Source organism: Pseudotenacibaculum haliotis (assembly GCF_042684245.1).
Lineage (GTDB): Bacteria > Bacteroidota > Bacteroidia > Flavobacteriales > Flavobacteriaceae > Polaribacter > Polaribacter haliotis_A.
The window spans coordinates 117,389-137,493 of record NZ_JBHULH010000011.1 but is presented as its reverse complement, the minus strand read 5'-3'; the positions used below and the strand labels follow the sequence as shown (position 1 = coordinate 137,493).

Genomic DNA, 20,105 nt, shown 5'->3' with positions numbered 1-20,105 from the left:
TCTTTGCCGAAAATTTGAACCATGAGTAGCATTGTTGCCATTGTAGGAAGACCAAATGTTGGAAAATCGACATTCTTTAATCGTTTGATCAAACGTAGAGAAGCAATTGTTGATTCTGTGAGTGGAGTTACTCGTGATCGTCACTACGGAAAGACCGATTGGAACGGAAAAGAATTTTCTGTGATCGATACCGGTGGATATGTAGTAGGTTCTGAAGACATCTTTGAAGAAGAGATTAGAAAACAGGTTCAATTGGCTATCGACGAATCAGACATCATTGTATTTGTTGTGGATGTTGAAGACGGAATTACTCCGATGGATAAAGAAGTAGCACAATTACTTAGACAAGTAGACAAACCTATATTTATTGCAGTAAATAAGGTAGATAATGCCATGAGAGTTGGAGATGCTGTAGAATTCTACAATCTTGGATTGGGAGACTATCACACCATCTCATCTATCAACGGAAGTGGTACCGGAGATTTATTAGATGCCATTGCTGAAGCAGTTCCTGCACAAAATGAAGAAGAAGTTGAAACTGAAGAATTGCCTCGTTTTGCTGTAGTGGGTAGACCCAATGCAGGAAAATCTTCTTTTATTAATGCATTGATTGGTGAAGACAGAAATATTGTAACCAATATTGCCGGAACAACTCGTGATTCTATCGATACAAAATACAATCGTTTTGGTTTCGAATTCAACTTGGTAGATACTGCCGGAATTCGAAAAAAATCCAAGGTAAAAGAAGATCTAGAATTTTATTCTGTAATGCGTGCTGTAAGAGCCATTGAACATTGCGATGTAGCCATTGTAGTTGTAGATGCAACCAGAGGTTTTGAAAGTCAAGATCAGAATATTTTTTGGTTAGCAGAAAAGAACAAAAAAGGAGTTGTGGTATTGATCAATAAATGGGATTTGGTAGAAAAAGAAACCAACACAATGCGCGATTTTGAAGCTAAGATCAAAAAACAGATCGCTCCTTTTACCGATGTTCCTGTTGTTTTCATTTCTGCATTAACCAAGCAACGTATCTTTAAAGCAATTGAAACGGCTGTTGAGGTTTTTGAAAACAGAAAGAAAAGGATTTCTACCAGTAAGTTGAATGACACCATGTTGGACATCATCAAGCAAAATCCACCTCCGGCAACCAAAGGAAAATATATCAAGATCAAGTTTTGTACGCAACTTCCTACACGAACTCCACAGTTTGCATTCTTTGCCAACTTGCCACAGTATGTAAAAGATCCTTACAAGCGTTTTGTAGAAAATAAGTTGCGAGAGCATTTTGATTTTACCGGAGTGCCTATTACTATCTACTTTAGACCTAAATAATCTAAGGCTAATCTAAATTGTATTTTAATTACTCGACTATTTATAAGTGGTGTTGATAATACATCGTGTTATAACACTATTTGATACTATCTATTATACTGTCACGTCGAGCGGAGTTAAGACCTATTTTGAAAAACTTCTTACATTCGAAGAACATTGTAATACTTCTACAATCTTATATAGATTCATGTTAAATTAGGTTTTAGCCCCTTTCTTTAACACTGTTTAACACTTCCTTAAGTTTCCACCATCTTTTTTTGACTTTATTTTGTGACGATTTCAAAAAATTGCAGTCTATCCTCTAGAACAGAAAGACAACAATTGAATACGAAAACATTTCAGTTCACTACATTTTCTTCTTTCCCAAAAGTAGGGAAGTCTATGTTTGCGCTGATTTTGAAACATGTATAGAACAAAGAATACTAACGCTCTTCTAAAAACACTGTTGTTTGCCGAGAAAAACATTGTGTTTATCGATTTTTTTTCGCTGTCAGAGCATCACATTCTTTCTTCGCCGTATGATTTCTAAAAACTAATTCAATGAAAAAAGAACAAACTAATTCAATGAAAAAGATCATTACCCTCGCATTTTTATTTTGCACACTATCCTTTTTTGCTCAATCGAGATCCTATACGATTGAAGGAACTTTAAAATCTAAGAGCGATGCCTCTTTATTAGAATCGGCAACAGTACACTTAGAAAAATTAAAAGACAGTTCTGTAGTTACTTATACCATCTCAGACAAAACAGGAAAGTTTAAATTAGAAGGAACCACTTTTGACAAAGAACTAAGGTTGGTAGCCTCATTTGTTGGTTACAAATCGTTTACAAAAAAGATTGTTTTTGACAAGAAGAAGATCCAACTCGGAACCATTGAACTAGAAGATTCAGGAAATCTATTGGATGAGGTTATTGTAAAGTCTAGAGCGCCAATTACCGTTAAAAAAGACACCTTAGAATTCAACGTAAAATCTTTCAAAACCAAGAAAGATGCAAATGTAGAAGACCTATTAAAGAAATTACCTGGAGTAGAAGTAGATGAAGAAGGAAAAATTACGGTAAACGGAAAACCTGTAAACAAAATATTGGTAAACGGAAAGCCTTTCTTTGGTGACGATCCTACAATTACTACTAGAAACCTTTCCAAAGAGATCATTGAGAAAGTTCAGATTACAGATACCAAAACAAAATCAGAAGCATTTACCGGAGAAAAAGGAGATGCTGAAAACCAGACCATAAACCTTACCATAAAAGAAGAAAACAACAAAGGATATTTTGGGCGAGTCGCCGGTGGAAAAGGAACCGATGACCTCTATGAATTTGCCGGAATTGTCAATCGTTTCAATAACAACAGAAGAATTAGTTTCTTAGGGGGAGGAAACAATCTAAACTCGCCCGGATTTAGCTTTGGTGAAATTCAAGAAATGTTTGGAGGAAACAGTTTCTCTGTAAGCTCAGGCGGTGGCTTTAATGTCGGCGGATTGTCTTTTGGAGGTGGAAGTGGGATTACTACATCTCAAAATTTTGGAGCTACTTATGCTGATGAATTTGGAAAAGGTTTTGATGTAAATGGTGATTATTTCTATTCCAATGCTGAAAGTGAGAATGAAAGTACACGAAACAGAGAAACGATTTTACCAGACGGAACTTCGTTTTTTACCAATTCAAACTCAACAAGCAGAACTAAAAACAGAAACAATCGTGTGAATGCCGATTTCGATATTGAAATAGATTCTACATTGTTAGTAAATATTCGTCCTGTTTTTACCAGAAACACCAACGAGAGTGTAAACAATCAATTTGAGGAGTCATCTGATGAATCTAACAATCTTATCAACTCTTCAACCAGTAACAATTTCAGAGAAGCAACAGCCAATAACTTCAGAAACCGTTTTGATGTAACTAAAAAGTTCGGTTCTAAAGGGTCTTTCTTAAAGTTCAACTTAAGAAATCAAATCGACAAGACAGAAGTGAATACTCGTTTCAATTCAGAATTAGAGATTTTTGGCACCACTCCTTCTACAGAGATCAGAAATCAGATTGGAGACGAAACAACAGAGTTTAACAGTATCACTACCGGACTTACTTATCGTTTACCGATCAAAGCCAAGAAGATCTTTATTGACTTTAAATACGATTATAGAAGAGATAGAAGAGAAAACGAACGAAATACCTATGATATTGATCCGGTAACCAGCGATCAAACATTCAATACCGATCTAAGTACAGATTTCACTTTTTACAACACAAGATCTACACCTAGTATTGATCTTACTTACAGAAAAGACAAGTGGCGTTTTAGCTTTGAAACCGGTTTTGTGTCTAGAACCTTAGAAAACAGTGATGGATTACGCCCAAACTTAAGTTTAAAGCGAACATTCAATGCCATTGAGTTGAGTAGTAACTTTAATTATAGATTTAGCCCAAAAGCATCTATGTATACAGGATATAGTTTATCAAACAGGCCTCCTCAATTAAATCAATTGAATCCGTTTACAGACATTTCAAATCCATTAAATATCATTACGGGTAACCCTGCATTAAAGCCTTCAAACCAAAACCGTTTGTACTTTGGTTTCAACAATTTCAACTTCCAAAAAGGAACAGGTATTTACAGTTACTTTAGCGGATCGTTAACCAACAATCAGGTAGTTTCTAAGTCTGTAATCGATAACAACTTAATTCGTACCACAACTTATGAGAATGTAAATGGTAACTACAACTTATACGGAAATGTTACCTATAGCAAAGAGGTAAAATTAGATACTGTTAGAAAGATAAAATTCAGAGCTAGTTTAGGAACTGGTATTAATAAGTCAGTAAACTTCTTTAACGATGTTCGTTACAACTCTATCAACAGATCTTTAACTCCCGGGTTAGGATTCACATTTACATGGAAAGATGCATTTGAAATTGCTCCGAGATATTCTGTATCAAGAACAAGAACTGATTTTGATATCGATCAGTTTACCGATCAGGATTTCACACAGCATACCTTACGAATAAGAACCAAAACCTTTGTCCCTAAAAATTTAGAATGGAGAAATGACATTCGATACCAGTACAATCCGAATGTTGCAGATGGGTTCCAGAAAAGTTCGTGGTTCTGGAATGCTACCCTTGCCTACAGTTTACTAAAAGACAAAGCAACGCTTTCCTTAAAGGCTTATGACTTGTTAAATCAGAATACCAATGCAAGAAGAAGAGCTACTGCCAACTATATTGAAGATTCGCAAAGTACCGTATTATCTCAGTATTTCATGTTGAGCTTTAGCTGGAAATTCAATACACTAGGAACTAAAAGAAGGCAGAATACAAACTTTGTTATTTTCGACTAAGCTTTAATGCTTATTCTTTAAAGAAGTTTTAGTATTTATCCTCGTATTCTTTACGTGTCTTCCAACGTTCAATAGAAGGGACTACAATTTTGATATGCTTGGGGTTAAGATCTATTTTTCAGTAACAAATGTTCTGTTACCCATCTTAACCTCAAGTATAATTCCTAGCAATCTGCCATAATCTTTAGCACCAATAGAAAAGTGTAATTCCTTGACAAACCACACTATTGAAATAAATTTTTCTTTTTTGTTTTTATCTACCTCAACAGCTTTATAACAACGATCTTCCTGAGATTGTTTTAGTTTCTTCAGCAACCTTCCATTTCATATTGTTGTAGGTAATTAAATAGAAAAAATGTAACGCGAAACCTTAAAAAGCGACCAATAGGTTACAATTTCGTAAATTTGCAGTCTAATTGCTAGTCACTAAATGGCTACAAAAACAATGATGAGGATAGTTAATTCTACAATAAATAAAGATGCCGAGCTTCCGTTACAGCTTTCTGTATCGTTCAAGAAAGTATTTTCAATGTTTGAGAAATACGCTAGTGAAGAACAGGTCGGAAGCCCGTATCACAAATCTGCAAAGGATCTTGTAAAGGAGCTTAGAAAATACCCAGAGCTTATTGAAGGGTTTTCGGATCTATCCTTATTAAAAAAATACGAAGAGCAAATTCAGATCTTATTAGATCCTTTATTCCCTGAACCTTTGTTAGGAAATGAGATCAAAGCAGCAACCATTCCATTCTCTTTTACTTCCTTCATGTTTACAGATCGTTTTGAAAACATCTTAGACAATGCCGGAGATGAGTATGAAATGTTTGTAAGAAATATGGAGGATGATATGATGTACATCATGGCATGTACTTACATCTTAAATCTCTGCTACGGGTACAATATTGATTTGAAGAGGCCTTTCTTCTTTGATATTCCAGATCAAAACCTTGGGGTAACAAAGCATTATAGAGCAGCGTTTAATGGAGATTTTATGGAAGTAACTCCTACTGAAAATGCACCAAAGATTACTGAAGAAGATTACAGAGAGCTACTAGATAATTTCGACAATATTGATGTTTGGAAAGAGAAGTTTCCTCCCAACAGTTACATTTTAAGTGGTTTTGGACTTATGAATCTTTTCGATGTTACTGCCGATGAAACCATTTCGTCTATTCGTACAAACCTGTTGAAGAGTGGTGACAATCTTACAGAAGAACTACAAAACAACTTAAGAGAGTTTTACAACATTAAAGACCTGATGTTAGGATTCTCTTTATTTAATATTGAAGATGAAGAAGCAGATCGTACTGTAGTAAAGATGGCAGAAAGCCTCATCTTTACCCAAGGTAACGATTTTGTTTGTTCTGATTTTTTCTGTAACCATATTACAAGAAGAATTTTTAAAAGCAATGAAACCATTGCCCTTTCTGATGTAGAAAAGTATGGCAAAAACACGCATCAAAACTCTTTTTACAAAGCCTTAAAGAAAAAAGGAGTTGGTAGTATTATTCTAATTCCTCTTAAAGCAAGTAATAATGGATTCTTAGCTGTTTTGGAAATCGCTTCTCCAAGACCTTATGAGTTGAATTCGATCAATCAGAATAAATTAAAGGACATCTTACCTGCTTTTGAAGCGGCTGTAGAAAGAGCTTCGGAAGAACATCAAAATATTATTGAAGCCACTATTCAAGAACACTATACTTCATTGCATGATTCTGTAAAATGGCGATTTATTGATGCAGCAGAAAAATACCAGAACGAATTGCAATCTGGTATTGAAGATACAAAACCAGATCAGATTGTTTTTGAAGATGTACATCCGTTATACGGGCAAGCCGATATCAAAGGCTCTTCTACAGCAAGAAATGAAGCCATTAAAGAAGATTTAACAACACAATTGACATTGGCTATTTCTGTCTTAGATAAAGCGTGTGAAACAGAAAAACTTCCTATCTACAAAGAATTGATGTTCCGTGTAGAAGAATACCTATCCAATGTAAAAGGAGGATTGAATGCCGGTGATGAAATTGGAATTTTAGATTTCCTAAAACGTGATATCTACCCTGTCTTTAAACATATTCGAGATCTTGGAAAAGGATTGTCTAAAGAAGTAGATGTGTATATGGATCGTTTAGATCCTGTTCTTCATGTGGTATACGAAAAACGTAAAGCTTATGAGGATAGCGTTTCTATGCTGAATGACAAGCTTGCTAAGTTTATAGATAAGAAACAAACTGAAGCTCAGGAAATGTTCCCACATTACTTTGAGCGATACAAAACTGATGGTGTAGAACATGATATGTACATCGGTCAATCTTTGGTAAAGAACAAAACTTTTGATCCGATCTATTTGTATAATTTGCGTTTGTGGCAATTACAATTGATGTGTGAAATGGAGAATGTTGCCAATACTATGAGAAGCTGCATTCCTCACGATCTTCAAGTTGCCTCACTAATCTTAGTACACAGTAATCCATTAGCAATCAAATTCAGAATGGATGAAAAGCAGTTTGATGTAGATGGCGCTTATAATATCCGTTATGAGATCATCAAAAAGAGAATTGACAAAGCGCATATCAAAGGAACTGATGAAAGACTCACTATTCCCGGAAAGATTTCTATTGTCTACTCTCAAGATAAAGATGCTGATGAATATTTGAAGTACATCAAATACTTGCAGTCTAAGAATTTCTTAGGAAAAGTAGAAAAATTAGAATTGGAAGACCTTCAAGGGGTTTCCGGATTGAAAGCTTTGCGTATTGAAGTAGTCTATCAAAAAGACTTTGACGAAAAAAATACGATTACATTCCAGGACCTTATCGAAGAGATCAAGTCTTAATACACAATGATTCAATGATCAATAAACATCATTGAATCATTAATCAATTATTTATTGGTTCATTGTTACGCTCCTTGTGACTTAAAGGAAATAGCAAAAGCGATTACGGAAATCACTATTCCTATGATAAATACGGTATATGTAGTTCGTAGTAAACTGTATTTTCGATTCAACACCAACCCTAAAAAGTATAAATCCTTGGTCATAGAACTATAAAGATAATCTTTGTCTTTCATCATTTCGTTCATAGCCCACTCAAACTCATCCAGTTTCATTTTGTGGAAGTTTCCAAAGAACAATAAGTTCACTTTCTTCTGCTTAACATCCTCTTTAGTAAATTTCCCTTGGGTTACATTAGGACGGGTTGCCAATACCGATAAAATCATCGATGCAATGGTAAACAACACAAAAATAATGGTTGGTACGATCAAATAACCATTAGACGGATTATCTAGTTTTGGCAATAGATTAGATAAGGCTAATGAAATGATAATGGCATTTACCGATAGTAAAATATTGGCTTTGGTATCTGCAATATCACTCAACGTAATATGGTTTCTTAAAGTAACACGGAACATTGTTTCAATTCCACGCTCCGGCAGTCTTGCTTTATCCTTTTTTAAAGCCAGCTCCTCTGCCTTCTTTTCGTTTTTCTTCTTTTCCTTTTCTTGTTTGTTTAAACTCTTAAACAAAGAAGCCAAGTTTTTGTCCTTACCTCCTTGCCAATTTTCCAAAGCAAAATCTGTATAATATCTGTGATGCTTGGTAAAGAAAGAAATATTTTCTTTTATCCACTCAATATCATCATAACGCTTATCCTGACTCAATTCCCATTCTCTTCGCAACAACTCACCTACCTCAGAATAATCTTTATCTTTAAAATGAGCGCAATCTGCATCCCTAATCACTCTCTCTAGATGATTCAAAGGTTCATATCCCATTTTTGTTGCCATGATCAAATGAGAAACCCCATCAATAAAATCATCTGCAACGTCATGACTTTTCAAAAACTTTGTAGCAGTCTCTACACTTAGCTCCTCATGGTTTTTTATAGACTTTGTATAGCCGGTATCATGAAACCAAGCCGCCATAATCAATTTGTTGGCATCTTCTTCTCCAATTTGCTCACCTTCTATAATCTCTTTCGTTGCAGCAACCACACGTTGTGTATGCCCTAGATTGTGATATAAAAAGTGATGTTTTAGCTCATTATTCAGTAAAGAAGAAACATGTTTTTCGGCTTCTAAAAGTAAAGTCTCCATACAAAGATTATTTGTTACGAATTTAGGAATAAAATTAACGTCTTATCGAATTTGTAAGATTTGCCTTTGCAAAACGTCTAATCAGTCGTACTTATTATAGTTAAATTTCAATAAATTTATTACGTTAAATTATTTCTCATGATCACATGGAAAGATGTCATTCATTTTGCCGTGAATGGCAACTCTACCCCAGATAAAAGGGTAGAAAAAACAGATGAAGAATGGAGTAAGTTATTAACTCCAGAACAATTTAGAATCACACGTTTAAAAGGAACCGAACGTCCTTTTTCCGGTGAGTTATGTTCTATCTTCGAAGAAGGAACATACAGTTGCATTTGTTGTAACACACCGTTATTTGATTCTACGATCAAATTTAATTCAAGCTCAGGGTGGCCAAGTTTTACGCAACCCATCAAAGAGAATGCAATTAAATATGAAAGAGATACTTCGCACGGAATGGTTCGTGTAGAAGTAATGTGTAATACCTGTGATGGTCATTTAGGACATGTATTTCCTGACGGACCGGAACCAAGCGGGTTGCGCTATTGTATCAATTCAGAATCAATGAAGTTAATCAATTAATAGGTCATTGCGAATCCGAACTGGATGAAGCAATCTTTTCATTGAGATTACTTCGTTTCATTCGTAATGACAGGTTTAAAATATGAGTAAGAACACACAAATAGCCACATTTGGCGGAGGATGTTTTTGGTGTACAGAAGCCATCTTCTTAGAGGTAAAAGGAATTGAGAAAATAGTATCCGGATATTCCGGCGGAAATGCTCCCGGCAAACCCACGTATCGTGAAGTTTGTTCAGGATTAACAGGGCATGCAGAAGTTATTCAGGTAACTTTTGATGCTGATGTAATTTCGTATATGGATGTGTTGATCATTTTTATGACCACACACGACCCAACACAATTAAATCGTCAAGGAGCCGATGTAGGAACACAATACCGTTCTGTGATCTATTATCATAACGAAGAACAAAAAGAAACTGCAGAATCTGTAGTACAAGAACTAGCTTCGTATTTTGATCAAAAGATCGTAACAGAAATTAGTCCTTTAGATATTTTCTACGAAGCAGAAGAGTATCACCAGGATTATTACAGAAATAATCAGCAACAAGGATATTGTAGCTTTGTAATTACACCAAAACTGCAAAAGCTGAGAAAGCTGCATGCAGATAAATTAAAATAACAAGCACGTTTATATTCATCCCTTTGAGAGAATTATAGAGGTGTTTAAGTAAATGAAAGTTAATTTTTTGAATATTAAATTATATGGCGCAGACAGATGCCATAAAACCCAACATTATATGCGCTTCTTTGAGGCGCATATGTTGGATTTCGAGTTTTTAGATGTAGAAAAGAATGAGGATCATGCCGAAGAATTGAGAAACCTCTATACTAATAGAAGGTTGAATTTCCCAACCATAACGATCAATTCCAAAAAGTTGAGAAATCCTTCTGATCAAGAACTTACCAAATGGATTGACAAATTACAATGAACATAGATATTAAAAATCATTTTACAGAAAACTTACCTGGCGATTCTAACTTAGAAAATAGCAGACGTCAGGTACTAGAATCTGTGTACTCTTTTGTAACACCTATTAAAACATCTGAACCTAAACTTCTTCATGTTTCTAAAGAAATGCAGAATAGATTAGGTTTTTCAGATAAAGATGTAGACTCACAAGAGTTCTTAGATTTTGTAACCGGAAATTCTGTACTGCCAAATTCCAAACCTTTCGCCATGTGTTATGGAGGACATCAATTTGGCCATTGGGCAGGACAATTAGGAGATGGAAGAGCCATCAATTTAGGTGAAATCAATGATTGGGCTATTCAATTAAAAGGAGCCGGCCCTACTCCTTACTCAAGAAGTGCAGATGGATTGGCCGTATTGCGATCTTCTATAAGAGAATACCTATGCAGCGAAGCCATGTACCATTTGGGAGTTCCTACAACTAGAGCTTTGTCTTTGAGTTTGACCGGAGATAAGGTTTTGCGCGATATGATGTACGATGGAAACTCGGCTTATGAAAAAGGTGCTATTGTTTCTCGTGTTTCTCCTTCTTTCTTACGTTTTGGAAATTATGAGATATTTTCTGCCAGAAATGACATAAAAAACCTGAAGATCTTAATCGATTATACGATCAAAACTCATTTTTCGGAATTGGGAGAGCCCGGTAAAGAAACCTATCTGAAATTCTTTCAAGAAGTAACAGACAGAACTTTAGACATGATCATTCACTGGCAACGAGTAGGCTTTGTACATGGAGTTATGAACACGGATAATATGTCTATTCTAGGGTTGACCATCGATTATGGCCCTTATGGTTGGTTAGAAGGTTTTGATTTTGGTTGGACACCCAACACAACAGACAGGCAACACAAAAGATATCGATATGGGAATCAACCCAATATTGGATTGTGGAACTTATATCAGTTAGCCAATGCCTTATTCCCATTGATCGAAGATGCAGAGCCTTTGGAGACAATTTTGGAAAGTTACAAAACCAACTATGAGGTCAAATCACAAAACATGATGCGTTCTAAACTAGGCTTAGTCACAGAGCAAAACACTGATATTGATCTAATCATGGCTTTAGAACACAATTTGCACGCTTCTGAAACTGACATGACCATCTTTTTCAGAAAACTAAGTAATTTCAAAAAAGAGACCCCGGAAGAAGGAATTCAACTCATTCAAGATGCTTTTTATGTTCCTTCTGAAATCAAAGACCACGTGTTAACTCAATGGAATCAGTGGTTTACAGACTATGCAGATCGATTGAAAGATGAGACACTTTCTTACGACCAACGAAAGGAACAAATGAACAAAACCAATCCCAAATATGTCTTACGAAACTATATGGCACAAATGGCGATTGACAAAGCAGATAATGGCGACTATACGCTCATTGAAGAGTTTTACCAGCTCTTAAAAAAACCATACGATGAACAACCGAATTCTGAACAATGGTTTGCCAAAAGGCCTGAATGGGCCAGACACAAAGTCGGTTGCTCTATGCTGTCTTGTAGTTCATAAAAACTCATTGTCGTTCCGACCAAAGTGGAGGAATCTCATCTTATAATAAATGCTTTAAAAGAGATTTCTCGACTTCGCTCGAAATGACAGCAAAACACTAACAAAATGAAAGCAATTTGGAATAACACAGTTATCGCAGAAAGTGATGAAACCGTTGTTGTAGAAAACAACCATTACTTTCCTGCCGACAGCATCAAAAAAGAATTCTTTAAGTCCAGTGACCTGCATTCAGTTTGTCCATGGAAAGGGCAAGCATCATACTACCATGTAGATGTAGATGGAAATAAAAACGACAATGCCGCTTGGTATTATCCGCAAACCTCAGAACATGCAAAGCACATAGAAGGTTATGTAGCCTTCTGGAGAGGAGTTAAAGTTGAAAAATAAGCTGCAAAAAATTGGATTTGGTGGTGGTTGTCATTGGTGTACCGAAGCCGTATTTCAATCACTCATCGGAGTTGCAGAGGTAGCTCAAGGTTTTATTGCATCCACAGGAAATGAAACTTCATTTTCTGAAGCTGTAATTGTGCATTTTGACCCTCAACAAATCTCTTACAAGGAATTGATCGAGATTCATTTGTACACACACAAAAGCACTAGCGAACACTCGATGCGTACGAAATACAGATCTGCAATCTACTTCTTTAATGAAGCGCAAGAAACTCTCATTACAGAGATTCTCAAAGAGACGCAAAAAGATTTTGAAAAAAAGATCATCACCAAAGTTTTACCTTTTTATGATTTTAAGTTTTCGGATCAGATGTTTCATAATTACTATTATAACAATCCGAAAAAGCCTTTTTGCGAAACCTATATCAACCCTAAACTTTCGCTCTTAATGCAAAAGTTTAGCAAAAACATCAACCCAGAAAAAATAACACCTAGGGAACCAGTATTATGAAAACGATCAAACTCAATATCCCAAACAGTAAAGGATTGCATTTGAATGCCTTCTTAGAATTACCGGCAAATCAAAAACCTAACTACTATGCCATTTTTGCCCACTGTTTTACCTGTAGTTCCAGTTTAACAGCCGTAAGAAATGTTAGTCGTTCACTTGCCAAAGATGGTTTTGGCGTGGTTCGTTTCGATTTTACAGGCCTTGGAAGAAGTGAAGGTGAGTTTGCCGACAGTCATTTTTCTGCCAATGTAGAAGATCTTATTGATGTACATGAATACATTAAAACCAATTTTGGAACTCCCAATTTATTGGTTGGACATTCTTTGGGCGGAGCTGCTGTGTTGGTAGCTGCTTCTATGTTGGACGACATTAAAGCTGTTGCAACTATTGGAGCTCCTGCAACTGTAGATCATGTAAAACACCTGTTCTCTCATGGAACTGAGAGTCTTCCTGAAAAAGGAAATGTAGAAGTAAACATTGGTGGCAGACCTTTTAACATCAACAAAGAGTTTGTAGAGAATTTTGACAAAACAGACCTTCCTAAGATCGTTAAAGAGTTAAGAAAACCATTACTGATCATGCACGCTCCTTTTGATAAGATCGTAGGTATTGAAAATGCGCAAAAGTTGTATACACAAGCCCATCATCCAAAGAGCTTTGTTTCTTTAGATGGTGCAGACCATTTGTTATCTGATTCAAAAGACAGCCAGTATGCCGGAAAAGTTATTGGAACTTGGGTTCAACGTTATTTTCCTGCAAAAGAAAATACAATGTTAGATACTGAAGGAGAAAAATTGATCGGGCATTTGAATTTGATTGAAGATAATTTTACAACTTATTTGCAAACCAAACATCATGCTTTGGTAGCAGACGAACCGGAATCTGTTGGAGGCGACAATTTTGGTCCTTCTCCATACGATTTGCTGAATGCTTCTGTAGCTGCTTGCACGGTTATGACTCTTAAAATGTATGCTCAACGTAAAGGATGGGATCTACAAGAGGTATTTGTATACATTACCAACTCCAAGAAGCATAGTGATGACTTGGGAATAGACACAGAAAATCCCGGTTATTTAGATCACATGAGCAAAAAATTAAAATTTGTTGGTAACTTAGATGCAAAACAAAAACAACGATTAAAAGAAATTGCATCTCGTTGTCCGGTACACAGAACTTTGGAAAAAGGAGTTGTATTTGACACAATGGTAATTGAAGAATAAGTTATTAAATTGTCTTCTCGAGCGGAGTCGAGAGACAATTTATATTTAAAATAAAGAGGATCTCGACTCCGCTCGACCTGACAAGCTATCACATTTTGAAAAACCAAACTTTACTCGACAGGTTTTTGTCGATTCGAAAACATACGGAAGACATTTGCGCTGGCCTGAACAATGAAGATTATTCGGTACAGCCACAAGTATTTGTCTCTCCTCCTAAGTGGCATTTGGCTCATAGCACATGGTTTTTTGAGCAATTTGTTTTAGGTAATTTTGCCAAAAACTACAGTGTTTTTGATGAAGATTTTGCCTTCTTGTTCAATAGCTATTACAACAATGTAGGAAAACGTGTTTTGCGTCCTAACAGAGGGTTGATGACCAGACCTTCTGTAGAGAAGGTATATGAATATCGTGCATTTGTAAATGAAAAGATGACAGAATTCTTGGCTTCTGACCTTTCTAGAAATGTTGCAGATATCATAGAAATAGGCCTACAACACGAGCAACAGCATCAAGAGTTGATGCATTATGATATCAAATATATTCTAGGAAATCAGGCTACTTTTCCCAGTATTGAAAACAACTTTGATTTTTCTCAAAAGAACATACCCTTAAAGTTTATTTCGTTTGAAGAAGGTGTATATGAAATTGGTCATCAAGGTGACAATTTTTGTTTTGATAATGAACTGGGGAGGCACAAAGTATACGTTAATTCCTTTGAAATTGCAGATCGATTGATCACCAATCAAGAATACATAGAATTCATAGAAGCAGGAGGATATCAAGACTTTAATCTATGGCATGCAGAAGGATGGGATTTTGTACAACAGAACGAACTTAAAGCACCATTGTATTGGCATCAGGTAGATGGAGAATGGCATCATTACAATCTCCATGCTTTTGAAAAAGTAAACCCAAACGAAGTTGTAAAACACATCAGCTTTTATGAAGCTAGTGCCTTTGCCGCGTGGAAAGACATGCAACTCCCTACTGAGTTTGAATGGGAAGTTGCAGCAGACCAACTCGATTGGGGAAAACTTTGGGAGTGGACCAATAGTGCTTATTTACCCTATCCAAATTTTCAAAAAGCAGAAGGTGCTTTAGGAGAATACAACGGAAAATTTATGATCAATCAAATGGTATTGCGCGGAGCCGCTTTATCAACCTCAAAAAATCACAGTAGAAAAACCTACCGAAATTTCTTCCATCCAGATATGAGATGGTTGTATTCGGGCATTCGATTAGTAAAACATGGATGAAACATTCGCACAAGATGTGCTAGAAGGCCTATCGGCTAAACACAAATACTTATCATCAAAATATTTTTATGACGACAACGGCAGCAGGATCTTTCAAGAGATTATGCATATGCCGGAGTATTACCTGACAGATAGTGAATTTGAAATCTTGTCCTTGCAATCAAAACAGATTATAGACACGGTTGGCTTTGCTCAACCTTTTAATATTATTGAGTTAGGAGCCGGCGATGGTTTTAAAACCTTCAAACTACTTGAACATTTGGTCAATGAAAATGTTGCATTTCATTATGTCCCTATTGATATTTCACAAGAAGCTATTGATACTCTTTCCGACAAATTATTAGAGCGATTGCCTAATTTATCTATTCAAGCAAAAGTGGGTGATTACTTTGAAGTCTTAAATGACTTAAAGCAAGACAACACACCTAGTTTACTACTCTTTTTGGGAAGTAATATTGGAAATTACATCGAAGTAGAAGCCAATAAACTACTAAGTCTCTTCAATCAAAACATGAAAAAAGGAGACAAACTCCTCATTGGTGTTGATTTGAAAAAGAATCCTCTTATTGTTCAAAAAGCGTATTTGGATGATGGCGGAATCACAAAGAAATTCAACTTAAACTTACTCTTACGTATCAACAGAGAATTGGAGGCTGATTTTAAAATAGATGATTTTGATTTTTATAGTTTTTACGATCCTGATACAGGTGATGTTAAGAGCTATATTGTAAGCCTCCGTAATCAAAAGGTTAATATTAAAAAGCTCAATAGAACCATAGACTTTCGTTACGATGAACTGATTTGGACAGAGCTTTCAAAGAAATACTCATTGGAAGAACTTAAAGAATTAGCTGAAGTTAATGGTTTTACAATTCAGCAGAACTTTTTGGATTGCAAACATTACTTTGTAGATAGTTTATGGGAAAAATAAATACAATTGACAACAATCAGTGATCAATAGTCAGTTTTCAGTTACCAAGAATTCTTGATTCATGAGAATTGTTAATTGATTATTGTACAATTGACCAGTAGTCCAACAAAATACCACCTATATCCTATTTTACTATACCTTTTATTTGTTACTTTTAATGTATCAACCAATTCCAAGAGACTTATGAAGTATGTACAAAAGGTTTTAATGCTTGCAGGTACTTTTTTATTTATCACCTGTGCTACTTATCAACCACAATACAACCAACAACCCATTGGTATTCAGGATCAAAAAGAAGTTTCACATATCTTTTATCTTATAGGTGATGCCGGTAATTCTGCTGATAGAAATGGAACTCCTGCCTTGGCAGCACTGAAGAACGAATTAAGCAGTGCAGACAAAAACGGAACGCTCTTGTTTTTGGGAGATAATATATATCCGAAAGGTTTAGAGAAAAATCAGCTATCTAAAGATCGTTTGGATGTACAGATCGATCTAGGAAAAGCCTATGCCGGAAGAACAATTTTCATTCCCGGAAACCATGATTGGTATAGTGGAATGGATGCTTTGAAAGATCAAGAGAAGCGCGTAGAAAAAGCATTGGGTAAAAATTCTTTCTTACCAGAAAATGGGTGCCCTATTGAAAAAGTTAATATTTCTGATGATATTGTTTTGATCATTGTTGATTCGCATTGGTATGTAACCAACTGGGACAATCATCCGAAAATAAACGACGATTGCGAGATCAAAACCCGTGCAAAGTTCTTTGATGAATTTAAAAGCTTGCTCAAAAAAGCACAAGGAAAAACAGCCATTGTTGCCATGCACCATCCTTTATTTACTATGGGATCCCATGGAGGAAACTATTCTTTTGGAAGTCACTTAAAACCTCTTCCTATCTTAGGAAGCATCAAAAACATTTTGAGAAAAACTTCCGGGATTTCTAATGCTGATCTGCAGAATAAAAAATACAACGAGTTAAAGAAGCGCATTGTTAACCTAGCACAGCAAAATGAGAAAACCATTTTTGTTTCCGGGCATGAACATAGTTTACAATACATAGTAGAAGACAATATTCCTCAAATTGTAAGTGGATCAGGATCTAAGGAAAATCCTACTCGCTTGACCAAATCAGGCTTATATGCAGAAGGAAAACAAGGATATGCGAAATTGATCATTTACGAAGACGGTTCTTCTCATGTTCAGTTCTTTACTGTTGATAAGAAAAATCCTAGTTTTGAAACTACAGTAATCAACCCGAATAAGCCTATGCAATTGATCGCATATCCTGATCAATTTCCAAGTTCAAAAACAGCTTCTATCTACACTCAAGAAGAAGTAAATAAAGGAGGGAGTTACAAATTCTTTTGGGGTGATCGCTACAGAAAGTATTATGGAACGGAAGTAAAAGCACCAACTGTAAGTTTAGATACTTTGTTTGGAGGATTAGAACCCGTTAGAAAAGGAGGAGGTAATCAATCTAAATCATTACGATTAAAAGACAAAGACGGTCGTGAGTTTGTCATGAGAGCTTTGCGTAAAAATGCAGTTCAGTACTTGCAAGCTGTAGCATTCAAAGACCAATATATAGAAGGTCAGTTTAACGATACTTACACGCAAGGGTTGCTACAAGATGTTTTTACCGGAGCGCATCCGTATGCTCCTTTTGTAATAGGAACTTTGGCAGATGCTATTGGTGTATATCATACCAACCCTGTATTGTACTACGTTCCTAAACAAAATGCTTTGGGAATGTACAATGCCGATTTTGGAGACGAACTATATATGATCGAAGAACGAGCTTCTGACGGTCATGGTAATCAACAAAGTTTTGGATATTCTAATGAATTGATCAGTACTGACGATATGCTCAAAGAGATTCATAAAGATGAAGACAAGATAGTAGATGAAAAAGCATACATCCGAGCACGTTTGTTTGATATGTTGATTGGTGATTGGGATCGTCATGAAGATCAATGGCGTTGGGCAAAATTCAAAGAAGGAAAGAAAACAATATACAGACCTGTTCCTCGTGATCGCGATCAAGCTTTCTCTATCATGGCAGATGGTTTTCTGTTAGGTTTTGCTACCAGAGTAATGACCACATTGTCTTTAATGCAATCTTATGACGAAGATCTAAGAGACGTTCCTGGATTCAACTTAGAGCCTTATCCTTTAGATATGGCCTTGATCAATGAAGCTGTAAAAGCGGATTGGGATGCCGAAGTAAAACTGATTGTAAACAATATTACAGATGAGGTTATTAATAATGCTTTTGCTCAATTTCCAACTGAAGTAAATGATGAGACCATTCAAGAGATCAAACGTAAATTAAAAGGACGTAGAGCCAATCTTCAAAAGATCTCAGATACTTATTTCAAACACATGAACAAGTTTCAGGTGGTAAAAGGTACTGATAAAGATGATTGGTTTGATGTAGAGCGTATGCCAAACGGGCAAACCAAAGTAACGGCATACCGCATCAAAAAAGGAAAGAAAAGTGATGTGATTCATCAGAAGGTATACGACAGAAAGCACACTCGTGAAATTTGGATCTATGGACTGGATGATGACGATCAGTTTGTGGTAAAAGGAAATGGGAATAACTACATCAAAGTTCGTATTGTAGGTGGGCAAAACAAAGACACCTACGACATTCAGAATGGAACAAAAGTCATTGTATACGATCACAAATCCAAGAAGAGTAAGTTTATTACCAACAAAGGAAAAAAGCGCTTAACGGATGATTACGAAACCAATGTATACGATCATAAAAAACTAAAATTAAATGCACGTCAGTTCTTACCAAGTATTGGAAGCAACCCGGATGACGGTTTAAAAATCGGAGCATCTCATACTTATATGTCTTATGGTTTTGAAAGAAATCCATTCACATACAAACACAACATTAGCGGAGCTGTTTATTTAGCTACCAGTGGTTTTGAGCTAAATTATAGTGGTGAGTTGGCCAATGTAGTTGGAAAAGCAAATCTGGGGATTGACGCTTCGTTTACCAGTCCTAATTTTGCAACCAATTTTTTCGGATTTGGAAATCAATCTATCAACCCACAACCGGATAATGATGCTATTGATAGAGATTTCAACAGAGTAAAAATGCGTCAATTACGTTTTGGCACTTCGCTCTTATGGAAAGGAGATCTAGGGTCTTTGGTTCGATTGGCAGCAACTTATGAAGCTATTGAAGTAGAGCGTACTACCGGACGATTTATTGAAACAGCTTTTGGAGCCAATAATCCTGTCTTTAACAATCAGAACTTTATTGGAGGAGAGTTCAGTTATCATTTTGCCAATACAGATAATGCTGCTTTCCCTACTTTAGGCATGAAAACAGATTTGATCTTGGGATACAAATCCAACATCGATGAGTCTAGAGGTTTTGGATACTTCAAACCTTCCATTGCATTTGATTATAAATTAACTGATAACGGACGTATTGTTTTTGCCACGAAATTAGGTGGGCAAATCAATTTTGGTGATGATTTTGAATTCTATCAAGGAGCACGTTTAGGTGCGCGTAACGGATTGCGTGGATATCGTTTTGATCGTTTTATCGGAAAGAGTTCTTTCTACCAAAGTTCCGACATTCGCATCAATGTAAAGAAATTTAAAACCGGATTATTGCCGCTAACTATCGGATTATACGGTGGGTTTGACTACGGTAAGGTTTGGGCTGATAGTTTACCTACAGGAGATTGGAATACTTCAGTAGGTGGAGGTTTTATCTTTGATGCAGCAGATCTAATGTCGGCCAGTATCGCAGCATTTAACAGTGATGACGGAATGCGAATTGCCTTTGCTATTGGATTCGGGTTTTAAAAATTAATATGATTTTATTTGATGTCTAAATATCTCAAGTTTCTTAGAAGGGCAACTATTAAATCGATAGTTTTCAACTTAAAATATCTTCCCTTTCGGTAAGCGATTAAGTTTCCTTTTTTGATTTCCGGCA

At 35.9% G+C, this 20,105-nt stretch carries 14 protein-coding genes; 13 read left to right on the top strand and 1 reads right to left on the bottom strand.

The window, feature by feature from the left end; genetic code table 11:
* Positions 1-21 precede the first annotated feature (21 nt).
* From der to ACFSRZ_RS14285, 3 genes are all read left to right on the top strand, one after another.
* Complete coding sequence (gene der / locus ACFSRZ_RS14295) at positions 22-1,332, top strand: ribosome biogenesis GTPase Der (RefSeq protein ID WP_379667249.1); 1,311 nt, start codon at positions 22-24, stop codon at positions 1,330-1,332.
* A 540-nt stretch (positions 1,333-1,872) separates the two neighbouring features.
* Positions 1,873-4,671 carry an outer membrane beta-barrel protein gene (locus tag ACFSRZ_RS14290; RefSeq protein ID WP_379667248.1) on the top strand — a complete coding sequence of 933 codons (2,799 nt, stop codon included), beginning with the start codon at positions 1,873-1,875 and terminating at the stop codon, positions 4,669-4,671.
* Positions 4,672-5,116: 445 nt separating this feature from the next.
* Positions 5,117-7,507, top strand: coding sequence for a GAF domain-containing protein (locus tag ACFSRZ_RS14285; RefSeq protein WP_379667247.1), 2,391 nt, complete (start codon positions 5,117-5,119; stop codon positions 7,505-7,507).
* A gap of 65 nt (positions 7,508-7,572) precedes the next feature.
* Here the strand turns inward: ACFSRZ_RS14285 and ACFSRZ_RS14280 are convergent, their stop codons facing one another.
* Positions 7,573-8,769 carry a Pycsar system effector family protein gene (locus tag ACFSRZ_RS14280; protein WP_379667246.1) on the bottom strand — a complete coding sequence of 399 codons (1,197 nt, stop codon included), beginning with the start codon at positions 8,767-8,769 and terminating at the stop codon, positions 7,573-7,575.
* A 138-nt stretch (positions 8,770-8,907) separates the two neighbouring features.
* Here ACFSRZ_RS14280 and msrB point away from each other — a divergent pair, with 138 nt between their 5' ends.
* From msrB to ACFSRZ_RS14230, 10 genes are all read left to right on the top strand, one after another.
* The gene (msrB, locus tag ACFSRZ_RS14275) at positions 8,908-9,351 is read left to right on the top strand and encodes a peptide-methionine (R)-S-oxide reductase MsrB (protein ID WP_379667245.1); all 444 of its coding nucleotides are present in this window, start codon (positions 8,908-8,910) and stop codon (positions 9,349-9,351) included.
* Positions 9,352-9,433: 82 nt separating this feature from the next.
* On the top strand, positions 9,434-9,970 hold the full coding sequence (gene msrA / locus ACFSRZ_RS14270) for a peptide-methionine (S)-S-oxide reductase MsrA (protein ID WP_379667244.1): 537 nt from the start codon (positions 9,434-9,436) through the stop codon (positions 9,968-9,970).
* Positions 9,971-10,037: 67 nt separating this feature from the next.
* Complete coding sequence (locus ACFSRZ_RS14265; RefSeq protein WP_379667243.1) at positions 10,038-10,280, top strand: glutaredoxin family protein; 243 nt, start codon at positions 10,038-10,040, stop codon at positions 10,278-10,280.
* Complete coding sequence (locus ACFSRZ_RS14260) at positions 10,277-11,827, top strand: protein adenylyltransferase SelO (RefSeq protein ID WP_379667242.1); 1,551 nt, start codon at positions 10,277-10,279, stop codon at positions 11,825-11,827. Before ACFSRZ_RS14265 ends, ACFSRZ_RS14260 begins: the two co-directional genes overlap by 4 nt.
* Before the next feature lie 105 nt (positions 11,828-11,932).
* Positions 11,933-12,214: a DUF427 domain-containing protein gene (locus ACFSRZ_RS14255; protein WP_379667241.1), complete on the top strand. Its 282-nt coding sequence runs from the start codon at positions 11,933-11,935 to the stop codon at positions 12,212-12,214.
* Complete coding sequence (locus ACFSRZ_RS14250; RefSeq protein ID WP_379667240.1) at positions 12,204-12,728, top strand: peptide-methionine (S)-S-oxide reductase; 525 nt, start codon at positions 12,204-12,206, stop codon at positions 12,726-12,728. Before ACFSRZ_RS14255 ends, ACFSRZ_RS14250 begins: the two co-directional genes overlap by 11 nt.
* On the top strand, positions 12,725-13,948 hold the full coding sequence (locus ACFSRZ_RS14245; RefSeq protein ID WP_379667239.1) for a bifunctional alpha/beta hydrolase/OsmC family protein: 1,224 nt from the start codon (positions 12,725-12,727) through the stop codon (positions 13,946-13,948). Before ACFSRZ_RS14250 ends, ACFSRZ_RS14245 begins: the two co-directional genes overlap by 4 nt.
* A gap of 125 nt (positions 13,949-14,073) precedes the next feature.
* Complete coding sequence (egtB, locus tag ACFSRZ_RS14240) at positions 14,074-15,204, top strand: ergothioneine biosynthesis protein EgtB (protein WP_379667238.1); 1,131 nt, start codon at positions 14,074-14,076, stop codon at positions 15,202-15,204.
* The gene (locus ACFSRZ_RS14235; protein ID WP_379667237.1) at positions 15,197-16,135 is read left to right on the top strand and encodes an L-histidine N(alpha)-methyltransferase; all 939 of its coding nucleotides are present in this window, start codon (positions 15,197-15,199) and stop codon (positions 16,133-16,135) included. The genes egtB and ACFSRZ_RS14235 overlap by 8 nt, the downstream gene beginning before the upstream one ends.
* Before the next feature lie 183 nt (positions 16,136-16,318).
* Positions 16,319-19,972 (top strand): metallophosphoesterase, encoded by a 3,654-nt coding sequence (locus ACFSRZ_RS14230; RefSeq protein WP_379667236.1) that lies wholly within the window; start codon positions 16,319-16,321, stop codon positions 19,970-19,972.
* Positions 19,973-20,105: the final 133 nt, after the last annotated feature.

Excerpts from the sequence above, each read along its gene's own strand:
- ACFSRZ_RS14290 (WP_379667248.1), top strand. The coding sequence starts at position 1,873 with ATGAAAAAAGAACAAACTAATTCAATGAAAAAGATCATTACCCTCGCA.
- ACFSRZ_RS14230 (WP_379667236.1), top strand. The coding sequence starts at position 16,319 with ATGAAGTATGTACAAAAGGTTTTAATGCTTGCAGGTACTTTTTTATTT.
- der (WP_379667249.1), top strand. The coding sequence starts at position 22 with ATGAGTAGCATTGTTGCCATTGTAGGAAGACCAAATGTTGGAAAATCG.
- ACFSRZ_RS14255 (WP_379667241.1), top strand. The coding sequence starts at position 11,933 with ATGAAAGCAATTTGGAATAACACAGTTATCGCAGAAAGTGATGAAACC.
- ACFSRZ_RS14260 (WP_379667242.1), top strand. The coding sequence starts at position 10,277 with ATGAACATAGATATTAAAAATCATTTTACAGAAAACTTACCTGGCGAT.
- msrA (WP_379667244.1), top strand. The coding sequence starts at position 9,434 with ATGAGTAAGAACACACAAATAGCCACATTTGGCGGAGGATGTTTTTGG.
- ACFSRZ_RS14285 (WP_379667247.1), top strand. The coding sequence starts at position 5,117 with ATGATGAGGATAGTTAATTCTACAATAAATAAAGATGCCGAGCTTCCG.
- ACFSRZ_RS14280 (WP_379667246.1), bottom strand. The coding sequence starts at position 8,769 with ATGGAGACTTTACTTTTAGAAGCCGAAAAACATGTTTCTTCTTTACTG.
- msrB (WP_379667245.1), top strand. The coding sequence starts at position 8,908 with ATGATCACATGGAAAGATGTCATTCATTTTGCCGTGAATGGCAACTCT.
- ACFSRZ_RS14235 (WP_379667237.1), top strand. The coding sequence starts at position 15,197 with ATGGATGAAACATTCGCACAAGATGTGCTAGAAGGCCTATCGGCTAAA.
- ACFSRZ_RS14245 (WP_379667239.1), top strand. The coding sequence starts at position 12,725 with ATGAAAACGATCAAACTCAATATCCCAAACAGTAAAGGATTGCATTTG.